The sequence below is a fragment of the Xanthomonas sp. D-99 genome (assembly GCF_017746145.1).
In the GTDB taxonomy this organism is placed as follows: Bacteria; Pseudomonadota; Gammaproteobacteria; order Xanthomonadales; family Xanthomonadaceae; genus Xanthomonas; species Xanthomonas cissicola.
On sequence record NZ_JAGHWU010000061.1, the window covers coordinates 26,244 to 46,161 of the forward strand.

Annotated in this window: 15 protein-coding genes and 1 pseudogene; 5 read left to right on the forward strand and 11 right to left on the reverse strand. The window is 64.5% G+C overall.

Annotated features, from left to right (window positions below; all coding sequences use genetic code 11):
• Positions 1–207: 207 nt before the first annotated feature.
• From J7360_RS17745 to J7360_RS17775, 8 genes and pseudogenes are all read right to left on the reverse strand, one after another.
• A complete protein-coding gene (locus tag J7360_RS17745; protein WP_007974594.1) occupies positions 208–1,245 on the reverse strand; it encodes an SMP-30/gluconolactonase/LRE family protein in 1,038 nt (345 codons plus the stop codon).
• A 209-nt stretch (positions 1,246–1,454) separates the two neighbouring features.
• On the reverse strand, positions 1,455–2,639 hold the full coding sequence (locus J7360_RS17750) for an endo-1,4-beta-xylanase (RefSeq protein ID WP_057662067.1): 1,185 nt from the start codon (positions 2,637–2,639) through the stop codon (positions 1,455–1,457).
• 47 nt (positions 2,640–2,686) lie between these two features.
• Positions 2,687–5,458: a beta-galactosidase GalB gene (gene galB / locus J7360_RS17755; protein WP_209034376.1), complete on the reverse strand. Its 2,772-nt coding sequence runs from the start codon at positions 5,456–5,458 to the stop codon at positions 2,687–2,689.
• A gap of 84 nt (positions 5,459–5,542) precedes the next feature.
• Positions 5,543–6,961: a glucuronate isomerase gene (uxaC, locus tag J7360_RS17760; protein ID WP_209034360.1), complete on the reverse strand. Its 1,419-nt coding sequence runs from the start codon at positions 6,959–6,961 to the stop codon at positions 5,543–5,545.
• Positions 6,962–7,001: 40 nt separating this feature from the next.
• On the reverse strand, positions 7,002–7,982 hold the full coding sequence (locus tag J7360_RS17765; protein WP_081027876.1) for an endo-1,4-beta-xylanase: 981 nt from the start codon (positions 7,980–7,982) through the stop codon (positions 7,002–7,004).
• Positions 7,983–8,115: 133 nt separating this feature from the next.
• Positions 8,116–8,389 (reverse strand): annotated as a pseudogene (locus J7360_RS21465) (hypothetical protein); the annotation flags it as partial.
• A gap of 95 nt (positions 8,390–8,484) precedes the next feature.
• Positions 8,485–9,477: an endo-1,4-beta-xylanase gene (locus tag J7360_RS17770; protein ID WP_209034362.1), complete on the reverse strand. Its 993-nt coding sequence runs from the start codon at positions 9,475–9,477 to the stop codon at positions 8,485–8,487.
• 9 nt (positions 9,478–9,486) lie between these two features.
• Positions 9,487–10,800: an MFS transporter gene (locus J7360_RS17775; protein WP_209034378.1), complete on the reverse strand. Its 1,314-nt coding sequence runs from the start codon at positions 10,798–10,800 to the stop codon at positions 9,487–9,489.
• 448 nt (positions 10,801–11,248) lie between these two features.
• Between J7360_RS17775 and J7360_RS17780 the strand changes: the two genes are divergently transcribed.
• The 4 genes from J7360_RS17780 (at position 11,249) to J7360_RS17795 (ending at position 17,713) form a co-directional block, all read left to right on the forward strand.
• A complete protein-coding gene (locus J7360_RS17780) occupies positions 11,249–14,182 on the forward strand; it encodes a TonB-dependent receptor (RefSeq protein WP_042675522.1) in 2,934 nt (977 codons plus the stop codon).
• 98 nt (positions 14,183–14,280) lie between these two features.
• A complete protein-coding gene (locus J7360_RS17785; RefSeq protein ID WP_057662078.1) occupies positions 14,281–15,768 on the forward strand; it encodes an MFS transporter in 1,488 nt (495 codons plus the stop codon).
• A 32-nt stretch (positions 15,769–15,800) separates the two neighbouring features.
• On the forward strand, positions 15,801–16,835 hold the full coding sequence (locus J7360_RS17790) for a glycoside hydrolase family 43 protein (protein WP_022560408.1): 1,035 nt from the start codon (positions 15,801–15,803) through the stop codon (positions 16,833–16,835).
• 344 nt (positions 16,836–17,179) lie between these two features.
• On the forward strand, positions 17,180–17,713 hold the full coding sequence (locus tag J7360_RS17795; protein WP_007965462.1) for a lipocalin family protein: 534 nt from the start codon (positions 17,180–17,182) through the stop codon (positions 17,711–17,713).
• A 58-nt stretch (positions 17,714–17,771) separates the two neighbouring features.
• Here the strand turns inward: J7360_RS17795 and J7360_RS17800 are convergent, their stop codons facing one another.
• The 3 genes from J7360_RS17800 to J7360_RS17810 all read right to left on the reverse strand — a co-directional run bounded on the left by J7360_RS17800 (position 17,772) and on the right by J7360_RS17810 (position 19,346).
• Entirely contained in the window at positions 17,772–18,125 is a 354-nt protein-coding gene (locus J7360_RS17800; protein ID WP_209034364.1) for a ribonuclease E inhibitor RraB, read from the reverse strand.
• A gap of 270 nt (positions 18,126–18,395) precedes the next feature.
• Positions 18,396–18,611: a DUF5076 domain-containing protein gene (locus J7360_RS17805; protein ID WP_244667827.1), complete on the reverse strand. Its 216-nt coding sequence runs from the start codon at positions 18,609–18,611 to the stop codon at positions 18,396–18,398.
• Between the two features lie 162 nt (positions 18,612–18,773).
• Positions 18,774–19,346: a hypothetical protein gene (locus J7360_RS17810; RefSeq protein ID WP_014091500.1), complete on the reverse strand. Its 573-nt coding sequence runs from the start codon at positions 19,344–19,346 to the stop codon at positions 18,774–18,776.
• Positions 19,347–19,498: 152 nt separating this feature from the next.
• On the opposite strand from J7360_RS17810, the gene J7360_RS17815 reads away from it, so the two are divergent.
• Positions 19,499–19,702: a YdcH family protein gene (locus J7360_RS17815; protein WP_014091501.1), complete on the forward strand. Its 204-nt coding sequence runs from the start codon at positions 19,499–19,501 to the stop codon at positions 19,700–19,702.
• The last annotated feature ends 216 nt before the right edge of the window (positions 19,703–19,918 follow it).

Consider the following 19,918-nt stretch of genomic DNA (forward strand, 5'->3'; position numbering starts at 1 on the left):
CGCGCAGTGCGGGCGCGCGTCATGGCCGCTGTTCTTGTCTGCAACGGCGCGGCCCGTGGCGGCTCGACGACTGACCGAGGCAGTGCGCAGCGCAGCCGATGCAACGGCTGCACGAGGCGATCGGCGCTGCGGTCAGACACGCACGTGGTCAGGCGTGTGCGTGTCCATCGCGATCGCAAGGCGATGAAGCGGCATCGCCGCGATCGTCTAGCGCGCGAACTGCAGGCCCAGCGACTTCACGCGCACGCGCGCCAGCATCGCGTGCGAGGTCATGTACAGCATGTGGCCATCGTTGCCGAAGGCGCAGTTGGAGACGGCCTCGCCGGTGGCGATGCGACCCAACCGTTGGCCGGCGGGATTGAAGACGATCACGCCGCCAGGGCCGGTGGCAAACAGCGTGCCGTCGGCGGCCACGGCCATGCCGTCGGGCAGGCCGGGCACATCCTTGGCAATCAGGTCCGACGCATCGGCAAACACCCGCTTGCCGGTGACGGCGCCCTGCGCATCCAGTGCATAAGCCATCCAGATCGGCCGTTGCGGATCGGAGTTGGAGACGTACAAGGTGCGCGCGTCCGGCGACAGGGCGATGCCGTTGGGAAAGCTCAGGCTGTCGTCCAGCAGATGCACGCTGCCATCGGTGTCCAGGCGATAGACGCCATTGAAGCGCAGCTCCTTGACCGGCGATTTATCCAGGTCCTTCAACCCGTACGGCGGATCGGTGAAGAACACCACGCCATCGCTGCGCCGCACGACATCGTTGGGGCTGTTGAAACGGTGGCCCTCGAAGGTGGTCGCAAGCGGCGTCTTCTTGCGCGTGACCGGATCGAGCCGGGCCAGGATGCGCGTGCCGGAATCGGCCAGCAGCACCGTGCCGTCGGGCTCGGCGTACAGACCATTGGCGCCGGCTTCGCGCAGCGTGGGCAGCTCCGGGCCGGTGTAGCCGGAGGGCGACAGCAAGACCGACAGGCCGGCCTGTTCGGACCAGCGATACAGCTTGTTTTCCGGCACATCCGTGAACAACAGATAGCCTCCGTTGCGCACCCATGCCGGGCCTTCGGACCAGGTGAAGCCTTCGGTGAGCTTCTCGATGCGCGCATCGCTTGCGACCGCTTCACTGAAGCGGCGGTCGAATGTCTGCAGCTGGCCAATGGCCGCAAAACGCGGCGTCGGTGGAGTCTGCTTGGTGCACGCAGCAAGCACCGCCAGCAACGGCACGGCCAACAGCAGATAAGGCGGCAAGCGCATCGGTCAGTCCTGTCTCATGGTCGGGGCATGATGCCATCCTGCGTGTGCAGGCGACTGCCGTAGCGCCGACCAACGCGTCGCGCGCACGCATCTGTGACGTGCACAGCACGCAGGAATGCGGCGTCCGAGCCATCCATGCCGCACGGACATCGGCCGTGCCCGCCTGTTGCCGGGGCGTTGGTTGTCAGCTGCCCTTCGGCCGGCAGCCGCTAGCGTGCAGCGGCCGCGGTGGGCACCGGCAACACCGCATCCAACGCCGGTTTGGCTTGATGATTGCGATCGAACAGCAACGGATAGTTGGTGCGTCCAGGCACCGGGTAATCGTTCTTCCAGGACATGTCATCGCTCACGCCCCACACGCTGACGCGCGCAATCTTGTCGCGCTTGCGCCAGAACAGCGCGAACAATTCGGCATACCGGTCGCGCAATTGCGCCTGCACGTCGGCAGGCAACCCATCCCGATAGGGGTCGAGGAAGCGCTTGAATTCCGGCAGTTGAAACTGCTTGTGCGCCATGCCGGTGCCGATGATCTGGCCTTCCTTGGTGAGCGGCAACACATCGATGTCCAGCTCGGTGATCATCACCTTCACGCCAAGCGCAGCGTACGCATCGATGGCGTCTTCGATATCGCGCAGGCTGGGGTAGTTCAGTCCCCAATGGCCTTGCATGCCCACGCCATCGATGCGGACACCGGCCTGCTGCAACATCTTGACCATGCGCACGATGCCCTCGCGCTTGGCCGGCCGCCATGCATTGAAATCGTTGTAGTAGAGCTGCGCATCCGGTGCATAGCGCTGCGCGAAGGTGAAGGCATTGCGGACCACCGTGTCGCCGTCGCCCACGCGCTGCACCCAGTTGGTCGAACGGTAACTGCCGTCTTCGTCGATGATTTCGTTGAACACATCCCAGGCCTGCACCTTGCCCGTGTAGCGCCCGGCCACCGCTGCGATATGCGCACGCATGCGCTCCAATTGCTGTGCCGGCGTATTGGGCCGACCATCGGCGGTGGTGAAGAACCACTCCGGTGTCTGGTTATGCCAGACCAGGGTGTGACCGACCACGAACTGCCGATTGCGCCGTGCGTAGGCCACGAATGCATCGGCCGCACTGAAATCCTGCACGCCACGACGCGGCGCCACCACTTCGGCCTTCATCACGTTTTCCGCGGTAACCGCATTGAAGTGACAGGCCGCCAGCGCAGCAGCGGCTGCGTCCTTGCCGGAGACGATATCGGCATTGACGGCAGTCCCGAGCAGGAACCCTTGCGCATACGCCTGCTTGAGCGAGCTGCCGGGCGTCCCGCACGCGGCGAAGGCCTGCAGTGTGCACACTGCACTCATCCCGGCGATCAGCAATCCCAGGCGTTTGGTGAGGTTGGCGCGGTTGATGTGCATGTGCAGGTCCGTTGAGAGGCCACAGGTTTCGATTGCACTGGATCGCATCACTGCACCGCCACCTGTGTCTGTGCGGCTTGCAACGTGTCCGATTCCACATGCACGGTGATCGTGCCACGCGCCCCGGCCTTGGCACGCACGATCGCCAGGCACAGCCCATTGAAGGCATGACGCTGCGAAGAGGCGAACGTTTCCAGATTGGTAGGGTCGCCGTTGTCGGTGGCCACCAACTCGCCAGGGCCTTCGATGCGGAAGCGCAGGCGGTCGCCCGCGGTCGGTGCGGGACGTCCGTCGCGATCGAGCAGGCGCACGGTGATGAAGCTCAGGTCTTGTCCGTCGCCGCGGATACTGCCCCGATCCGGCGTCAGCTGCATGCGCGCGGCGCGGCCTGCCGTCTGCACGCGCTCGCTGGCCCACGGCTTGCCATCCTTGTAGGCCTGCACCCGCAATTCGCCCGGTTGGTACACCACCGCGTCCCAGCGTAGCCGGTACTGCAGTGGCGCCTTGCGCTTGCGCCCTTGCGAGACGCCGTTGACGAAGAGCTCGGCCTCGTCGCCGGAGGTGAACACATGCACGGGCGTGACCTGTCCCTCGCGCCCTGGCCAGCTCCAATGCGGCAGCAGATGCGCCACCGGCACTTCCGGACGCCAGCGCGATTGATAGAGCCAGTAACGGTCCTTCGGGAAGCCGGCCAGATCGAAGATGCCCGAGTACGAACTGCGCGAGCTGTAATACGGGGTGGGCTCGCCCAGGTAATCGAAACCGGTCCAGACGAACTCGCCGGCCACGTACGGGTGCCGATCCAACGCAGCGAACACCTTGTCCGCGCTGGAGCCGAAGTCCACCGCATGCAGTTCGTACGCGCTGACCTGATGCGCCACAGAATCGCCGCCACGGCCATCGCGTACCGGTGCGCTGTTGTCGGCAGTGACCGGAAACAGGTACACGCCACGGCTGCTCAGTGCCGAGGCCGTTTCGCTGCTGACAATGGCCGTGTGTGGAAACCGTGCATGAAACCCGGGGTATTGCGGCGGTTTACGGATGCGCTCGGTGCCCTCGAACTCGGCTGCATCACGGATGCCTTCCCCCTGGTAATTGAGACTGACGACATCCAGCGCAGCGGGCAGCGGCATCTCAGGCGAGGCGTAGTTCATCGCCACCGTCGCCGGGCGCGTCGGGTCTTCTGCATGCACGATCGCGCGCAGCGTGCGCGCAATCGCCGCGCCCTGTTCGCCGGTGTATTGCTCGCCAACCTCGTTGCCCACGCTCCACAACATCACCGAGGGATGATTGCGGTCGCGGCGCAGCATCGCGCGCAGATCGGCGGCATGCCACTGCCCAAACACCAGATGAAAATCCAGCGGGGTCTTCTTCATCTCCCAACTGTCGAACACCTCGTCCACCACCAGCAGACCCATGCGGTCGGTCAGGTCGAGCAATTCGGGCGCAGGCGGGTTATGGCTCATGCGAATGGCGTTGGCGCCCATCTGCTGCAGCAATTGCAACTGCCGCTCGGCGGCGCGCCTGTTGAACGCCGCACCGAGCGCGCCCAGGTCATGATGATTGTTCACCCCGCGGATCGGCACGTGCTCGCCATTGACCAATAGGCCCTTGTCGGCGTCGAACACGATGCTGCGAATGCCGAAGCGGGTTTCGTAGCGATCCACCACGTGCCCCTGCTGACCGACTTCGGTGATGGCCACATAGCGATGCGGCTGCTGCGTGGGTGGAGGCCCCCACAGCCGCGGTGCGTCGATCCGGGTGCTGCCTTGCAGCTGCGCCGTGCCGCCGGCAGCGACGGTGATCGGCTGCGCTGGAATGCGTGCGACCGCCTCGCCGCTGGGCTGGTCGCTGGCATCGTCGAGCAGATAGATCGCTGTGCTCACCTGCGCCTGGCCGGCGCTGCGGGCGGCATTGTCCAAGGTGATGGTCAGCTGCACCTGCGCTGCATCGGCCGAGACGTACGGCGTGGTCAGCTGCGTGCCCCAGTGCGCGATATGCAACGACGCCGTCTTGGTCAGCCACACGTTGCGATACAGCCCGCCGCCCGGATACCAACGCGCCGACTCGGGCGGGTTATCCAGGCGAATGACCAGTTGGTTGCGCTTGCCTGCAATCGCATACGGTGTCAGGTCCACGCGCCAGGAGCTGTACCCGTAAGGCCAGCCGCCGACGAGGTTGCCGTTGAGCCAGACCGTGGCGTACGACATCGCACCATCGAGATCCAGAAACAACGCGCGGCCGCGATCGCTGGCCGGGATGTCCAGGCTCTTGCGATACCAGCCGATGCCCCAGCTCGGCAACCGGCCCATGCCACCGTAGGGCCCGTCTGCCAGGAACGGCCCGGCAATGGCCCAGTCGTGCGGCAGGTCCACGGTTTCCCAGGCGCTGTCGTCGAAGTGCGGCTGCACATACGCCACCGTGCTGCCCGGATTGCCTGGGGGGCGTGTGTGGCGTTGGGCCGGGTCTGCGATCAAGCCGTTGGCGGTCGGCAGGATCCACGGCTTGAGCACGCGCGCGGCCGACGCTTCGGTGAGCTGCGCTTGCTCCGGCTGCGCATCGGCCACCTTGCCATCGCCGCTGCGCACCACCTGTGGCCGTACATCGTAGTCCAGGATTTCATGGTTTGCGGGTGGGTCGCCGCGCTGAAAGCGCCACTGCGCATTGAGCGAAATACGTTCGCGCGAGGCGTCGCTGGCAGCGTGCGGTGCTGCGATGATGGGTAATGCGCTGCAGAGCAAGATAATGGCCGTGCAGGCACGGGCTGCGTCAGCCACGCGCCGTAGTCGCGTGATGTTGTGCATCGCATGTACACGCATCAGTTCACCGACCCTGCCGCTGCTCAGGATGTAGGCATGCGGCGTGCGCACACGTCGGTGCTGCCGCCCTCCGTTTGCGCCACCTCACAGCTTGTACGCTTGCTTGGGTAGGCGGTAGGCCAGGTCGATCGCCACCTCGGTTGCCTCGTCCTCGTCCAGCCGATGCTCGGCAACCAGTTTGGCCAGGAAGGCGCTGTCCACGCGCCGTGCCACATCGTGCCGCGCCGGAATCGAGAGGAATGCGCGGGTATCGTCGTTGAAGCCCACCGTGTTGTAGAAGCCGGCGCTGGCCAGGGTCTGCTCGCGAAAGCGCCACATGCCTTCCGGCGCATCATGGAACCACCACGCCGGGCCGAGCAGCAGCGAGGGATAGTGCCCGGCCAATGGCGCCAGCTCGCGGCTGTAGCTGGTTTCGTCCAGGGTGAACACGATCAGGCGCAAGCGTGCATCGTTGCCATGCCGGTCCAGCAAGGGCTTCAACGCATGCACATAGTCGGTGCGCATCGGAATATCGGCACCCTTGTCGCGTCCGTACCGCTCGAACAGCTGCCGGTTGTGATTGCGGAAGCAGCCCGGATGCAGCTGCATCACCAGGCCGTCGTCCAGGCTCATTGCCGCCATTTCGGTCAGCACCTGCGCGCGAAACAGTTCTGCCTGCTCCGGCGTGGCCGCACCGCGCACCGCCGTATCGAACAGGCGCTGCGCCTCGGCCCGCGACAGATCGGCGGTCGCGGCGCTGGGGTGCCCGTGATCGGTCGAGGTGGCGCCATGCGCGGCAAAGAACGCGCGCCGTTGCCGATGCGCACGCAGGTAGCCATCCCAGGTCAGCACGTCCTCACCGGTGAGCGCGCCAAACTGCTCCAGCGCGCCGGCAAACTGCTCGTGCTCCGGGTCCACGACCGGGTCAGGGCGATACGCCGTCACTACCCGCCCCTGCCAACCGCTGGCGGCAATGGCCGCGTGGTGCTGCAGCCGATCCAGCGGCGATTCGGTGGTGGCGATCACCTCGATATTGAAGCGCTCGAACAGCGCACGCGGCAGGAATGCCGACGTTTGCAGCGCGGCGGTGATGTGGTCGTAATAGTGATCGGCGGTGCCGGCATCGAGGCGGACACGCAAATCGAAAACGTCGTGGAACACATGATTGAGCCACAGCGCCGACGGCGTGCCGCGCAACAACGCGTAGTGCTCGGCAAACACGCGCCATGCCGCCCGCGGGTCGACTGCTGCGCGGGTTCCATCTGCGCGCGGGATGCCCAGGGCATCGAGGTCGATGCCCTGGCTGTACAACATGCGGAATACATAGTGGTCTGGCACCAACAACAGTTCGGTCGCGTTGGCGAACGCTGCATTGGTGGCGAACCAGGCGGGGTCGGTGTGGCCATGCGGGCTGATGATCGGCAGCGTTGCCACCTGTGCGTACAGGCGGCGGGCGATCGCGCGCGTGCCGGGATCGGCCGGCAGCAAACGATCGGGATGCAAGGACAACACGGAAGAACGCATGATCGATATCAGCCCTATGGACAGTGAGGAGGAAGCCTGTTCAGGGCTTGCTGGCAACGTAGCTGCGTAGCCAGGTCAATGCCGGGCGCTCGCTCCCATCGTAATTAATCAGATACGCACCTTCGCTGTCGCGCCACAGACCGTGACGGAAGCCCCACAGGTTCACCCCACGCACGGCCGGGTGCTCCCAGAACAGCGGGAAGATGCGCTGGTAAGCGGCCAACTGCTCTGCATCGGTACGCCCGTCCAGGTCGAACTCGGTGATGTAGATCGGCAGCCCGGTGGTGGCCAGCAGGTCCAGGTTGCCGCGCTGCACCGACACCGATGCATAGGACGTCTCGAAGGAGTGTCCCTGGATGCCGATCGCATCGATCAGGTGTTCTTGCTGCAACAGCTGGATGGTCCGCAGATACTGCTTGGCAGCGGCCGTATCGCCGGTGATGCCGTAGTCGTTGATCATCAGCTTGGTATGCGGGAAATACTTGCGTCCCAGGCGGAATTCCTCAAGCACCCAGTCCACGCCGGTCGCCCCCGTACCGCCCAGCGCCTGCAGATAATTGCCCGAATTGGCGTTACGGTTGTCGGGCTGATTGTGGTTCGGCAGCGTCTCATTGGCCACCTGCATCAGATCGATGTCGGGGTAGCGCTGCGCAATGGCGGCAAACCAGTGCTCGATCGCAGCAAGCTGCTCGTTTGGCGGCAGGGTGCGCACCCACGTCGGCTGCTGTGCACCCCAAAGACCCACGTGGAACTGGAACTGCATATGGTTGCGCTTGGCCAGCTGATAGGCCTCGTCGAGCGGGCCCCAATTCATCTGGCCGCGCACCGCTTCGACGCTGCCCCATTTGCCCGCATTTTCGGGAATAGCGGCATTCCAGTAGTTGGTGAAGCCCTGCGCTTGCTGTGGGCTGTAGGCGCTGCCCAGGGCGCGCTGCTTGCCGGCAGCGATCGGCCCGGCAACAGCGGACGCACAAGCGCCCAGCAACAGCACAAGCGTGAGTGGGTAACGAAGTTTCAACATGTTTGCATCCTCGATAAGTGAGCAAGGCAGTCACGGAAAGGCCAGGTACGCTGACGTGCGCCGGATCGACGCCAACGTGCGCAGACACCTGTGAACCGCGTCTAGGCCGGTTGCTCCACTCGCGCCGGCTGCCCCGTGGCACCAGGCGGTGCACCAGCGCCAGCGCCAGCGCCAGCGCCAGCGCCAGCGCCAGGAAGTAGGCCGCACCCGCCGCAAAAAAATATCGGAATGTCGCTGCCGATGGCCTGCAAAACGAAACCAATGAAAAGGGCGATCGCCATGCCGCCGAGGCCGGCGACTGTTGCACCTGCATGACAGGCAGGCGAGTCGGACAGCGGCGTCAAAAGACACGCCCAACAGCCTTGTCGCGCGGCGGTGGTCAGCCCGATCAGCACGACGACCAGCCACGTAGTGCATGCAGCCCGCGCGCCAACGTGAGGCCATCGGCACGAGGCCGGGACACCACGCAGACCTCTGTGGGCGCGGCGCGCATCGGCCATTGTCATGGTGCAGGTGTCCCGGGATGGGCCGCAACGTAATCGCGCAGCCACGTGAGCGCGGGACGTTCGGTGCCGTCGGCGCGGATCAGATACGCCGCTTCCTTGCTGCGCCACAAGCCGGGCCGAAAGCCCCACAAGGTGATGCCATGCACTGCCGGGTGTTCCCAGAACAGCGGGAACACCCGCTTGTAGTCGGCCAGCTGCTGCGCATCGGTCGGCCCGTCCAGATCGAACTCGGTGATGTAGATCGGCAGGCCGGTGGCGGCCAATGCATCCAGATTGTCGCGATGCACCGACATCGCCACCTCCGGCGTGGTCTCGAAGGCATGCTCCTGCACGCCGATGGCATCGACCAGGTTTTCACCCTGCAGCAGCCGCACGATCTGCAAATACTTCTGCGTCGCCTGCGCGCTATTGGTGATGCTGTAGTCGTTGATCATCAACTTGGTGTGCGGAAAATGCTGGCGCGCAAGCCGAAACGATTGCAGCACCCATTCCCAGCCGCTGTCGCCACTGCCTCCCAACGCCTGCAGATAATTGCCGCCGCCGGTATCGGCCTTGCTGGGCGGATCGTTGAGGGGCTCGTTCACCACCTCCAGCAGCGCGATATCCGGGTAGCGCTGCGCAACGGCGGCAAACCATTGCTCGATCTCGCGGCGCTGCTCGGCCGGCGGCAAGGTCTTGATCCACTCCGGCTGCTGGTTGCGCCACACCATGACATGCATCTGGAATGGCATCTGATTGGCCTGCGCGAACCGGTATGCCGCATCCAGCGTGCTCCAGTCCATCTTGTCGCGCACGGCCTCCACACTGCCCCATTTGCCGCCGTTTTCCGGGGTGAGCTTGTTCCAGTACTGCGCAAACCCCGGTGCCTGCTGCGCGCCGTACGCACTTCCGAGGAACTTGGACGCGGTCGCTGCCAGCGGTGCCGCGTGTGCTGGCGCAGCCATGCCCGCCGCCATCAACAGCCCCAGTGTTACTGCGCGCATGTGCATAAGCTCACCTCAGGATGATGTCGGCGCTGGATCGGCAGGCAACTGCGCCGGCTCCAGCCGCGGCACCAGCGTGTGCACGACGGCCAATGCCAGCAGGTAGGCAGAGCCTGCCATCAGGAACACCGGCACATAGCTGCCGGTGGCTTGCAACAGGAAGCCGATGAAGGTGGCGATCAACATGCCGCCCACCGCACCGGCAAAGCCGCCGATGCCCACCACGGTGGCGACCGCGTGGCGCGGAAACATGTCCGAAGGCAGCGTAAACAGGTTCGCCGACCAGCCCTGATGCGCGGCGGTCGCCAACCCGATCAGCGCAACCGCCAGCCACAGGTTGTCGGCGCGTGCGGCAAAGACGATGGGTACCACCGAAACCGCGCAGATCAGCATCGCGCTCTTGCGTGCGCGATTGACGCTCCAGCCACGCGCGATGAAACGCCCGGCCACCCAACCACCGGCAATGCTGCCGATATCGGCCAGCACGAAGATCACGATCAGGGGCACGCCCAACTGCAGCAGGCTCAAGCCATATTCGGCATGCAGGAACTTCGGCAGCCAGAACAGGAAGAACCACCAGATCGGGTCGGTGATGAACTTGCCCAGCACAAACGCCCAGGCTTGCCGATGCCGCAGCACCTGTAACCACGACAGCCGGCGTTGCACCGGCTCATGCGCATCGCTGCGGATATGCGCCAGTTCTGCGGCAGACAACCGGGGTTGTTGCTCGGGTGGGTGATAGCTGAACCACCACACCGCCAACCAGGTTGCACTGAGCACGCCGGTGAACAGGAACGCCGCCTGCCAGCCCCAGGCTGTGGCAATCAACGGCACCAGCAACGGGGCGACAATGGCCCCGATATTGGAGCCGGAGTTGAAGATGCCGGTGGCCAGCGCACGCTCACGGCGCGGGAACCATTCGGCCACCGTCTTGAGCGCTGCAGGAAAATTGCCCGATTCGCCAAGGCCCAGGAAAAACCGCGCAATCGCAAACCCCACCACGCTGGTGGCCAGGGCATGCCCCATCGCCGCCAGGCTCCACAGGCCGATCGCCAGCGCATAGCCGAGTCGCGTGCCGAAGCGGTCGATCACCGCACCGCTGCACAGCAGACCCAGCGCATATGCCGCCTGGAATGCGGTGACGATATAGCCGTACTGGATTTCGTTCCAACCGATCTGCGTCTGCAGGAATGGCGCCAGCACGCCCAGTACCTGGCGGTCCACGTAGTTGATGGTGGTGGCGGCCAGCAGCAAGGCGCAAACCCGCCAGCGCACGCGGCCGAGCCTTGCCGATGCAGCTTCCGGCGCTGCGGTGGGCACGTTGCTCATGCGCGTGGCCCGTGCAACCGCGCCAGCGCGCTGGCGGCCTGGCTGATGTGGTGCATGCATGCATCCATCAGGCCGGCCGGGCCCGTCGCTGCCGTGTTCTTCGGTTCGATTCATCGACCACTGCACCTGCACGAAGGTGGCCTCGCGCCACGGATGATAGCGCTACCATTACCACGGCATCGCGATAAATCCATCGCGCAGTGCAGCACTGCGCCACCTTACGCAAGCGAGTCTTGCACGATGGCGTGGGTTGGCTGGCGGCCTGCCGGCGCTCCACGCATCTATGCTGCCCTGCAGCGTGATGTTCCGAATTTGGTAGCGCTAACATCCTGAGCACTGATCGTCCGTCTCCCCCATCGCACCATCGTCGCGCCGCGCAACGGCAGCGGCACTCCCTGCGCAGGGGCGATGCGTGGGACATCTGCTACCTGTTAGGGAAGGGATTACGGTGAAGAACAGCTACGCACGAACCGCGTTGTCCTGCGCGTTGGGATCCATCCTGCTGGGCATGTCCAGCACCGCCGCCTGGGCACAGTCCGCCGATGCCCAGAGCACGGCGCAAACCCCGCCAACCACTGCCGGCAATAACGATGCGGTGACCCAGCTGGACACTGTCACCGTCTCCGGCTACCGACGCAGCATCCAGTTCTCCACCGACGCCAAGCGCGATTCGGTCGGCTTTGCCGACACGGTGTTTGCCGAAGATATCGGCAAGTTTCCGGACATGAATATCGCCGAGTCGCTCAACCGTATTCCCGGCGTGCAGCTGGCGCGCGACGTCAATGGCGAAGGTCTCAATATCGCCATCCGCGGCCTGGGCACTAGCTTCACCAAGACCACGCTCAACGGCGCCAGCATTGCCACTGCCTCGATCGGCCTGAATGCGCAGAACCAGAACCGCGAAGTCGATCTGAACCTGTTCCCCACCGAATTCTTCACCCAGCTCACGGTGAGCAAGACACCCACCGCGAGCATGCTCGAAGGCGGCGTTTCCGGTGTGGTGGACATGCGCAGCGCGCGGCCGTTCGATCGCCCCGGCGTGCACTTCACCTATCAGGCGCAGGCCGACTGGAACAGCACCAGCGAAAAAACCACCCCACGCGGCGCCTTCATGGGCAGCTGGACCAATGAAGCAGGCACTTTCGGCGCCTTGTTTGGGGTGGCTTCGGTGCGCAGCAAACTTGGCGTGCGCGGTTTCGAGAGCGTGGGCTGGACCAATCCCGGCCTCACCTACACCCAGTGCGGCCTCGCGCCGCCGGCAGGTACGCCGGCCACCAACCAACCGGCGGCGTGCAACGTCAATGGCGGCGGCAACTGGCGCATTCCCGACACGGTGCCCGCCACTGCCGGCAGCGGCCTCACCACCGGCGAAACCATCGACGCCGCCTGGCTGCTGGCGCGCAACCCGGGCCTGAGCATCGACCAGATCAGCGATGCGCTGATCCCGCGTCTGGGCCGCAGCGTCTACATGAGCGGCGATCGCGACCGCGATGCGTCGGTGATGTCGCTGGAATGGCGCCCGTCCGACAACATGCATTTTTATCTGGACACGCTGTACTCCGAAGCCGAGCGCACCACCGAGCGGATCAGCATGAATCTGATCGGCCGCAACGGCAACATGATCCCGCTCGGCATGCAGGTGGATCAGAACAACGTGGTGACCAGCGCCACCTTCGCCAATGCGCAATATTTCTTGGAAGCGCGCCCGTACCATGAAAACGTCAAGTTCTGGAGCGTCAATCCTGGTGCGGAACTGCTGTTTGGCGCCGAGCAGGACATCAAGCTCAATGTGCAGGCCAATGCCACCCGTAGCTGGCTAGCGCGCGAATCGCCCAGCATCCTGGTCACCTCGCCGTTCACCACCGTGGATTACCGCAACGAAGGCGGCGACCGCCCCAGCATCACCAGCCCGCTCGATCTCAACGACCCCAATCTGGGCTGGGGCTGGACGGGTGGCCGGGTCAATATCCAGAACGAAAAGCGCCAGACCGAAACGCGCGGCGCGCGCGCCGATCTGCAGTTCGGCGAGGACAAGCGCAACGTCAAGATCGGCGCGTCCTACGACATGGCCGAGCGCACCATCCGCGGTTTCGATAACAGCACCGCCTGGGAACAGGTGGTGTGCCGCGGCAACGGCGGCAACGTGTGCAATGGCGGCGCCGGCTCGGCAATCCCGAACTCGGCCCTGGCCAGTTATCTGAAACCCGGCCCAGACGGCTTCATCACGGCCGACTTCTCCCGCTTCCTGGCCGACACCAACTACTACGCGCTGCGCGATGCCGCACCGGAGAGCAACTCGGCCAACACCGGCGCTTCGACCGGCGGCATCCGCGAAAAAAATCTGGGCTTCTACATCGAGACCAACGCCGAAGCCGACGTCTGGAACCGCACCATGCGCTTCAACGCCGGTGTGCGCTATGTGACCACCGACCAGACCATTACCGGCCCGGTCACCATCAATGGTGTCCGCAGCGTGCAGGTGCTGGATTCGGATTACAAGGAAACCCTGCCCTCGTTCAACGTGGCGTGGGACGTGGCCGACAAGGTGGTCGTGCGCCTGTCCAGCTCGCGCACGCTGACCCGCCCCGATCCCAGCGCGATGCTGCCAAACACCAATTTCAGCGACCCTTCCGCGCAGACCGCCACGCAGGGCAATCCGAACCTCAAGCCGTATCTATCGACCAATGTGGACTTCGGCGGCGAGTGGTACACCGGCGGCGAAGGCTATGTGGGCCTGACCCTGTTCAACAAGCGCATCACCGGCTTCACCGTCAACGGCATCCGCCGCATCCCGTTCAACGACCTGGGCGTGAACTACGACACCCTGTTGCCGATCCAGCAGGCCGGCCTGGCCCAGCGCGGCGGCCCCAATGCGGCCACCGTGGATGTGCAGACGCAGGTCAATGCCGATGGTGTGCTCAATATCCGCGGCACCGAGGCCATCTGGGTCCAGCCGCTGGACAAGCTGTTCGATGGCCTGGGCTTCAGCCTCAACTACACCCACGTCAACCAGCAGTCCGAAGGCGAAGGCGTGCCGGCGGTGGCCGTCGGTGTCGCGCCCAACCTCTGGAACGGCACCGTCTACTGGGAAAAGGATGCAGCCTCGATCCGCCTGTCCTACACCTGGAACGACGACATGGTGATCTCCGGCGCCAACCAGAACGGCATCCCCTATGCCCGCCTCAATGCCGACGCGCGCGGCCAGCTCGATATGTCGGCGAGCTACGCACTGGATTGGCTGCCGTCCAAGCCGCAGATCACGCTCAACGTCACCAATATCACCAACGAACCGTTGCGCACGACCTTCGCCTGGCCCAACGCCACCTACGACCTGTATGAGCCCGGGCGCACCGTCATGCTCGGCATCCGCGGTACCTTTTGAGTGTTGTCGTCATCGGTCGCCGTTCCTCCCAGCGGCGACCGGTGGCGCAATGCGCGCCGCGGCGTTTTCCGCAGCATCCTTCGAGTCCGCCCCACCTCATGAACGATCGGTCACAGCAGCTCTCCTTGCGCGAAAAGATCGGCTACAGCCTGGGCGACCTGGCCGCCAATCTGATCTTCCAGACGCTGGTCACTTTCCTGGCGTTCTTCTACACCGATGTGTTCCGCATTCCTGCAAGCGTGGCAGCGACGCTGATCTTTGTGGTCGGCATGCTGGGCGCATTCGTGTTTACGCCGGTCATCGGTATCCTGGCCGATCGCACTCACACCCGCTGGGGCAAGTTCCGCCCGTGGATCCTGTGGACGGCGCTGCCCTTCGGGGCGTTGTCGCTGGCCGCCTTCAATACGCCCACGCTCGGCGAGCAGGGCAAGATCGCCTACGCGTTTGCCACCTACACCTTGCTGATGCTGGTGTACGTGGCCAACAACCTGCCGTATTCGGCCTTGAGCGGCGTGCTCACCGGCAGCATGGAGCAGCGCAACAGCTTGTCGGCGTATCGCTTTCTGGCGGTGACCTTTGCGCAGTTCATCATCCAGGTGCTGTTGCTGCCGTTGGTCTTGATTCTGGGCAATGGCGACAAGGCGCAGGGCTTTCGCAACACCATGGCGCTGTTCGCTGCGATCGGCACGCTGTGCTTTTTGATCACCTTTTTCACCACGCGCGAGCGGGTGCTGCCGATCAGCGAACAACGCAACAGCGTGCGCCAGGACCTGACCGATCTGGTCCGCAACAAACCCTGGCTGGTGATGCTGGCGCTCACCATCCTGGTCTTCATCAATCTGGCGATGAAGGGTGGGATGTACATCTACTACTTCAAGTACTACCTCGACGCGAATGCGTTGACGCAGTTTCTCGATCACGCCGGCTTCAACCGCTTCATCGCCGGCATCAACAGCGTACTGACTGGCGCCGGCATGAGCGCGTTGCAGTGGCCACAAGATGCACCGACTTCCGCATTTAGCGTCTTCAGCGCCGGCGGCATCCTGGCGATGATCGTGGGCATCGGCTTTTCCAAACGCCTGGCCGACCGCCATGGCAAGCGCAATGTGTTCGGCGGCGCGCTGCTGATCTCCACGCTGTTCCTGCTGGCGTTCTATCTGTACCCACCCAATGCGATCGGTTGGGTGTTCGCCTCCTACGTCCTGCATGGGTACTTCTACGGCATCACCATTCCGTTGCTGTGGGCGATGATCGCCGATGTGGCCGATTACTCGGAGTGGAAGAACCACCGCCGCGCCACCGCGATCATCTTCTCGGCGATGTTGTGCGGCTTGAAGATCGGCCTGAGCGTAGGCGGTGCATTGGTCGCCGGCGTCCTGGCGTTGTATGGCTATGACGCAGCATTGCCTCAGCAAAGCGCGGCCGTCACCAACGGCATCCGTCTGGCCATCAGCGTGTACGCCTCGCTCCCGTTTCTGCTCGGCACCGCACTGCTGGCGCTGTACGAGATCGACAAAGCGCTGGAAGCCCGCATCGAACACGAACTGGGCGTGCGCCGACACACCGTCCCGCTCGCCACCGTCTGACCTCCCCTCCCACTTCATGCACAGGTACGCGCATGTCCGATGAACTGCAAGCCGCTAATCTGCAGGCGCTGGCGCGCACCGCCATTTCCGCACCGCTGGTGACCCATCTCTACACCGCCGACCCGTCCGCACATGTATTCGACGGTGCGTTGTATATCTATCCCTCGCACGACCTCGATGCCGGCGTGGCCTTCAGCGACGACGGCTCGCATTTCGACATGGCGGACTACCACGTGCTGCGCATGGCGCACCCGGGTGCAGCGGTGGAAGACCTCGGGCAAGTGCTGCACGTGCGCGATGTGCCCTGGGCGCAGCGGCAGATGTGGGCACCGGATGCGGCACAACGCAACGGCAAGACCTATCTGTACTTTCCCGCAAAACGCGCCGATGGCATGTTCCAGATCGGCGTGGCGGTGGGCGATCGCCCCGAAGGCCCGTTCGTCGCCGAGCCGCAGCCCATCGCCGGGACGTACTCGATCGACCCGGCCGTGCTTGCCGCCGACGACGGCGCGCATTACCTCTACTTCGGCGGCATCTGGGGCGGCCAGCTGCAGCACTACCGCGACAATGCCTATGCGCAAACGCATCAGGAACCGGTGGGCGACGCACCCGCACTCGGCCCACGCGTGGCGCGCCTGCACGAGCACATGACCGAACTGGCCGAACCCAGCCGCGAAGTCGTCATCCTCGACGAGCACGGCACCCCACTGCGCGCAGACGACCACGCCCGCCGTTTCTTCGAAGGCCCCTGGGTCCACCAACACGCCGGCCGGTACTACCTGTCGTATTCCACCGGCGACACCCACCAGATTTGCTACGCCACCAGCGACTCACCCTACGGCCCGTTTATCTATCGAGGCGTGCTGCTCGCACCGGTGGTCGGCTGGACCACGCATCACTCCATTTGTCTGTTCCAGGAGCAGTGGTATCTGTTCTATCACGACAGCGTGCTCTCGGGCGGTCAGACGCATCTGCGCAGCATCAAGATGGCGCCGCTGGCGCATGCTGCAGATGGAACGATCGCGACGATTTATCCGTATGGGGAAGATGCGGTGTCGCCTTGGTGAGTGCTGTTGGGTAACCGGCTGCCGCGACTCCAACCAGTCGTCATGACTCGACCGCCGTGGCTGAACGACACGTCCCGTCACCGCTGCGCTTCCAGGGCGCGTCGTGAGCCTCGTTGCGGCTGATCGTCGACCCGGCGCTCACCGCGCGGTGAGCGCGCGTTTGCTGGCATGCGCAAGGCGTCGGCGCGGCTCTTGAACGCCGCCATGACGTACCGAGCGTTACCGTCGTCCCACTGGCGAGAGGGCCAGCGTGCGCCCAGTCCGGAACTGCATCGCATGGGGTCGCATCCGGACGCACTGCAATGCCGTAGGCCTGTCTACGGATTCTTCAGGTGGAGGTTGCCATGCGAGGTGGTTCGATGCTGTTGTTGCTGACCTTAGCGGTCTATGGGAGTGCGAGTGGGAGCGAGTCGCGTGCCGCCCTGCCCCGTGCAGATAGCGTCGATGTACCGCGCTTCATGGGCGACTGGTACGTCATCGCGCATATTCCGACCCGCCCGGAACGCAATGCCTACGACGCGGTGGAGAGCTACGCGCTGCGACCGGATGGTCGCATCCAGACCACCTTCACGTATCGCAAGGGCAGCTTCCAGGCGCCGCTCAAGTCGATGCATCCGATCGGCCAGGTGGCGAAGCAGGGCAATGGCGCGCTCTGGCGCATGCAGTTCTTCTGGCCGTTCAAGGCCGAGTACGTGATCGCCTGGCGGGATGCGGAGTATGCGCAGACCATCGTGGCGCGCAGCAAGCGCGATTACGTCTGGTACATGGCGCGTACCCCACAGGTCTCCGATGCCGACTATCAGCAGGCCGTTCAACGCATTGCCGCAATGGGCTACGACGTCTCACAGCTACGACGTGTGCCGCAGTCGGCGCGCTGATGCAAAAGCGCCCATGGGGAATCTGCACGCCGTGCAGTCCTCGAGCCGGCCGAGCGCCTCAGGCGTCGTTCGCGTCCACAGAAAGTTCCCATCCATCGTTCAAGCCGCCCAAGGGCTTGGCCTCGGTTGCCAAGTCGTCCTCGAATGCCGAAATCGCCTTGTACGACGGCGCCATGGTCGGATAGACCGTCACATCCATGGGAAACGCCGTATTTTCCGGGTAATGACAGCAGCGAACTTTCTGCTCGAAGCGAAGCATCTTCACCGAGAACTCAAGCGCCGATTCCTTGCTGGGGAAGACGACTGAAAAAGCGATTTCCCGCGGCTTTGAAAGTTCGACACCTTGCTGTGCGATATGCCAGAGCGTGTCGCCGTTATCGTCTTTGGGATACAGAATCAGATCTCGCTGCATGATGCTCTCATCAAGTGTTGGTCGGGAAGGCCTGTGACGCCAGGATCTTCGCCGTCGGGCGAGAAAGCCAGCGTCGATGGTTCCAAAAGGCGCCACGGCGATGCGTCCCTGCCCGGCTCCCTGCTGACCGAGTCATCGCAATCAGGAGAAGCTCGCCCGTGGAGAGGAGGCACGCGATTACGCAACAAGGGTCTTGAACGGCGCCGCTAGTGCTCGACTGGCAGCGCTCCCTCTCGCCGGCCGCTCGGATCGGCAACGCGTCGCAGGAAGTCATCCAGCATCCGCGAGCGACATCGCGCAACCGGCATGCCATCGCGCTGCGCGACGCGAGGCGTGCTCGAACAGATCCGCGAGCAGTTCGCCGAAGTTCTCTGCACCGCCGCCCAGCTCGCGATTGATGCTCACCTGCAGCTGTTCATTCGCTGCCCACAGACGCAGCAGTTCGAAGGCCTCCGGATCGGCCAGTGCGCCGGGCGGGACAATCAATTCTCCATCGTGCATGTCTTCGCTCGTCGGGGGCGAACGTTCACGCGGTGTGGTCGCCGCCTCGCATTCGCCGGCGCGCGCACGCGCGACATCAGTGATCAGTCGCAGTGGGGCGATAACAGATGCCGGCTCAGGCAGGCGCCTGCTGCTCCACCGAGTGCCTCAAGGCACCCAGATCAAATTCATCACCTGCGGATCGGCGGTCACCTTGACCAGCTTGCCGCTGGGGCCGAACTGCACCTGGTACTCGGAGAAGCTGTCGCGCCAGTAGCGCCACAGCGAGGCGTCCAGGTTGGGGTTTTCGCTGCTGATCGGATAGCCGACCGCCATCAGCACCTGTTCGCGGGTCATGCCGCCGGTGAGCTTGCCATCGGCGATGGCCTGGCGAATCTTGGGCGGAAAGGTGGCGAGCTTGAGCTTGGGGTCGGCGGTGACCACATAGCGGGCGGCGAAGGTGGTGTTGTCCAGGTCGCGGCTGTAATCGTTGCCGATGGACTGCTTTTCGCCGGCGATCTTGAGGTTGACGCGGTTACGGCCGAAGCCGGTGACGCTGACCGGGGTGCCGACCGGGAGCATGCGTTTGCCGTCTTCGGCGTAGTTGCTGTCGCTGATCCAGCTGCCGTCGGTGCGCAGGTTGCAGCACAAAAAGCCGTCGTACTTGGCGACATCGGCGGCGCTGGCCAGGTTGGCGGCGGTCAACAGGCCCAGGGCCAGCAGGGACGAATGCAGACGCATCGAAAGACTCCTTTCTCGACGGCCGTGGCCGCGCGGCAATGATGGACGAGGCGCGCCGCCGTTTCCCCGCGGCGCGCGGGCATTGTCGCAGCCCCGGGCCGCTTGGCAAGCGCGGGTGACGCGTGCAGCCCGGGGTTGTGTATGCTCGGGGGGTGGACACCCTGTCAACCGCCGAGATCGTCGAGCAGATCGCCGAGTTGCGACGCGCCCACCGCGCGTTGGACGAGGAGATTCAGCGCGTGCCCGCCAATCCGGAAGACGAGCTGCAGATGAAGCGCCTGAAGAAGCGCAAGCTGCAGATCAAGGACAACATCATCCGGCTGGAGATGGAGCTGGTTCCCGACGAGCCGGCATAGCACGCGCCTGCGGTTGGGTTTGCTTTTTGTGGTGCGCGGGCACTCGTTGCGGCGGCGCGGTCCACGCATGGCCGGCGCGGCGCTCCCTCATCCGCCCTTCGCCCCTTCCGCGGCATGCGGGGGAAGGGAGTGAGTTGGCGGCATTCGAGCAGCTGGCGTCCTCGATCCCGTAGGAGCGCGCCCGAGCGCGACGGGCCTTCCCGGGAAGGCTTCGTC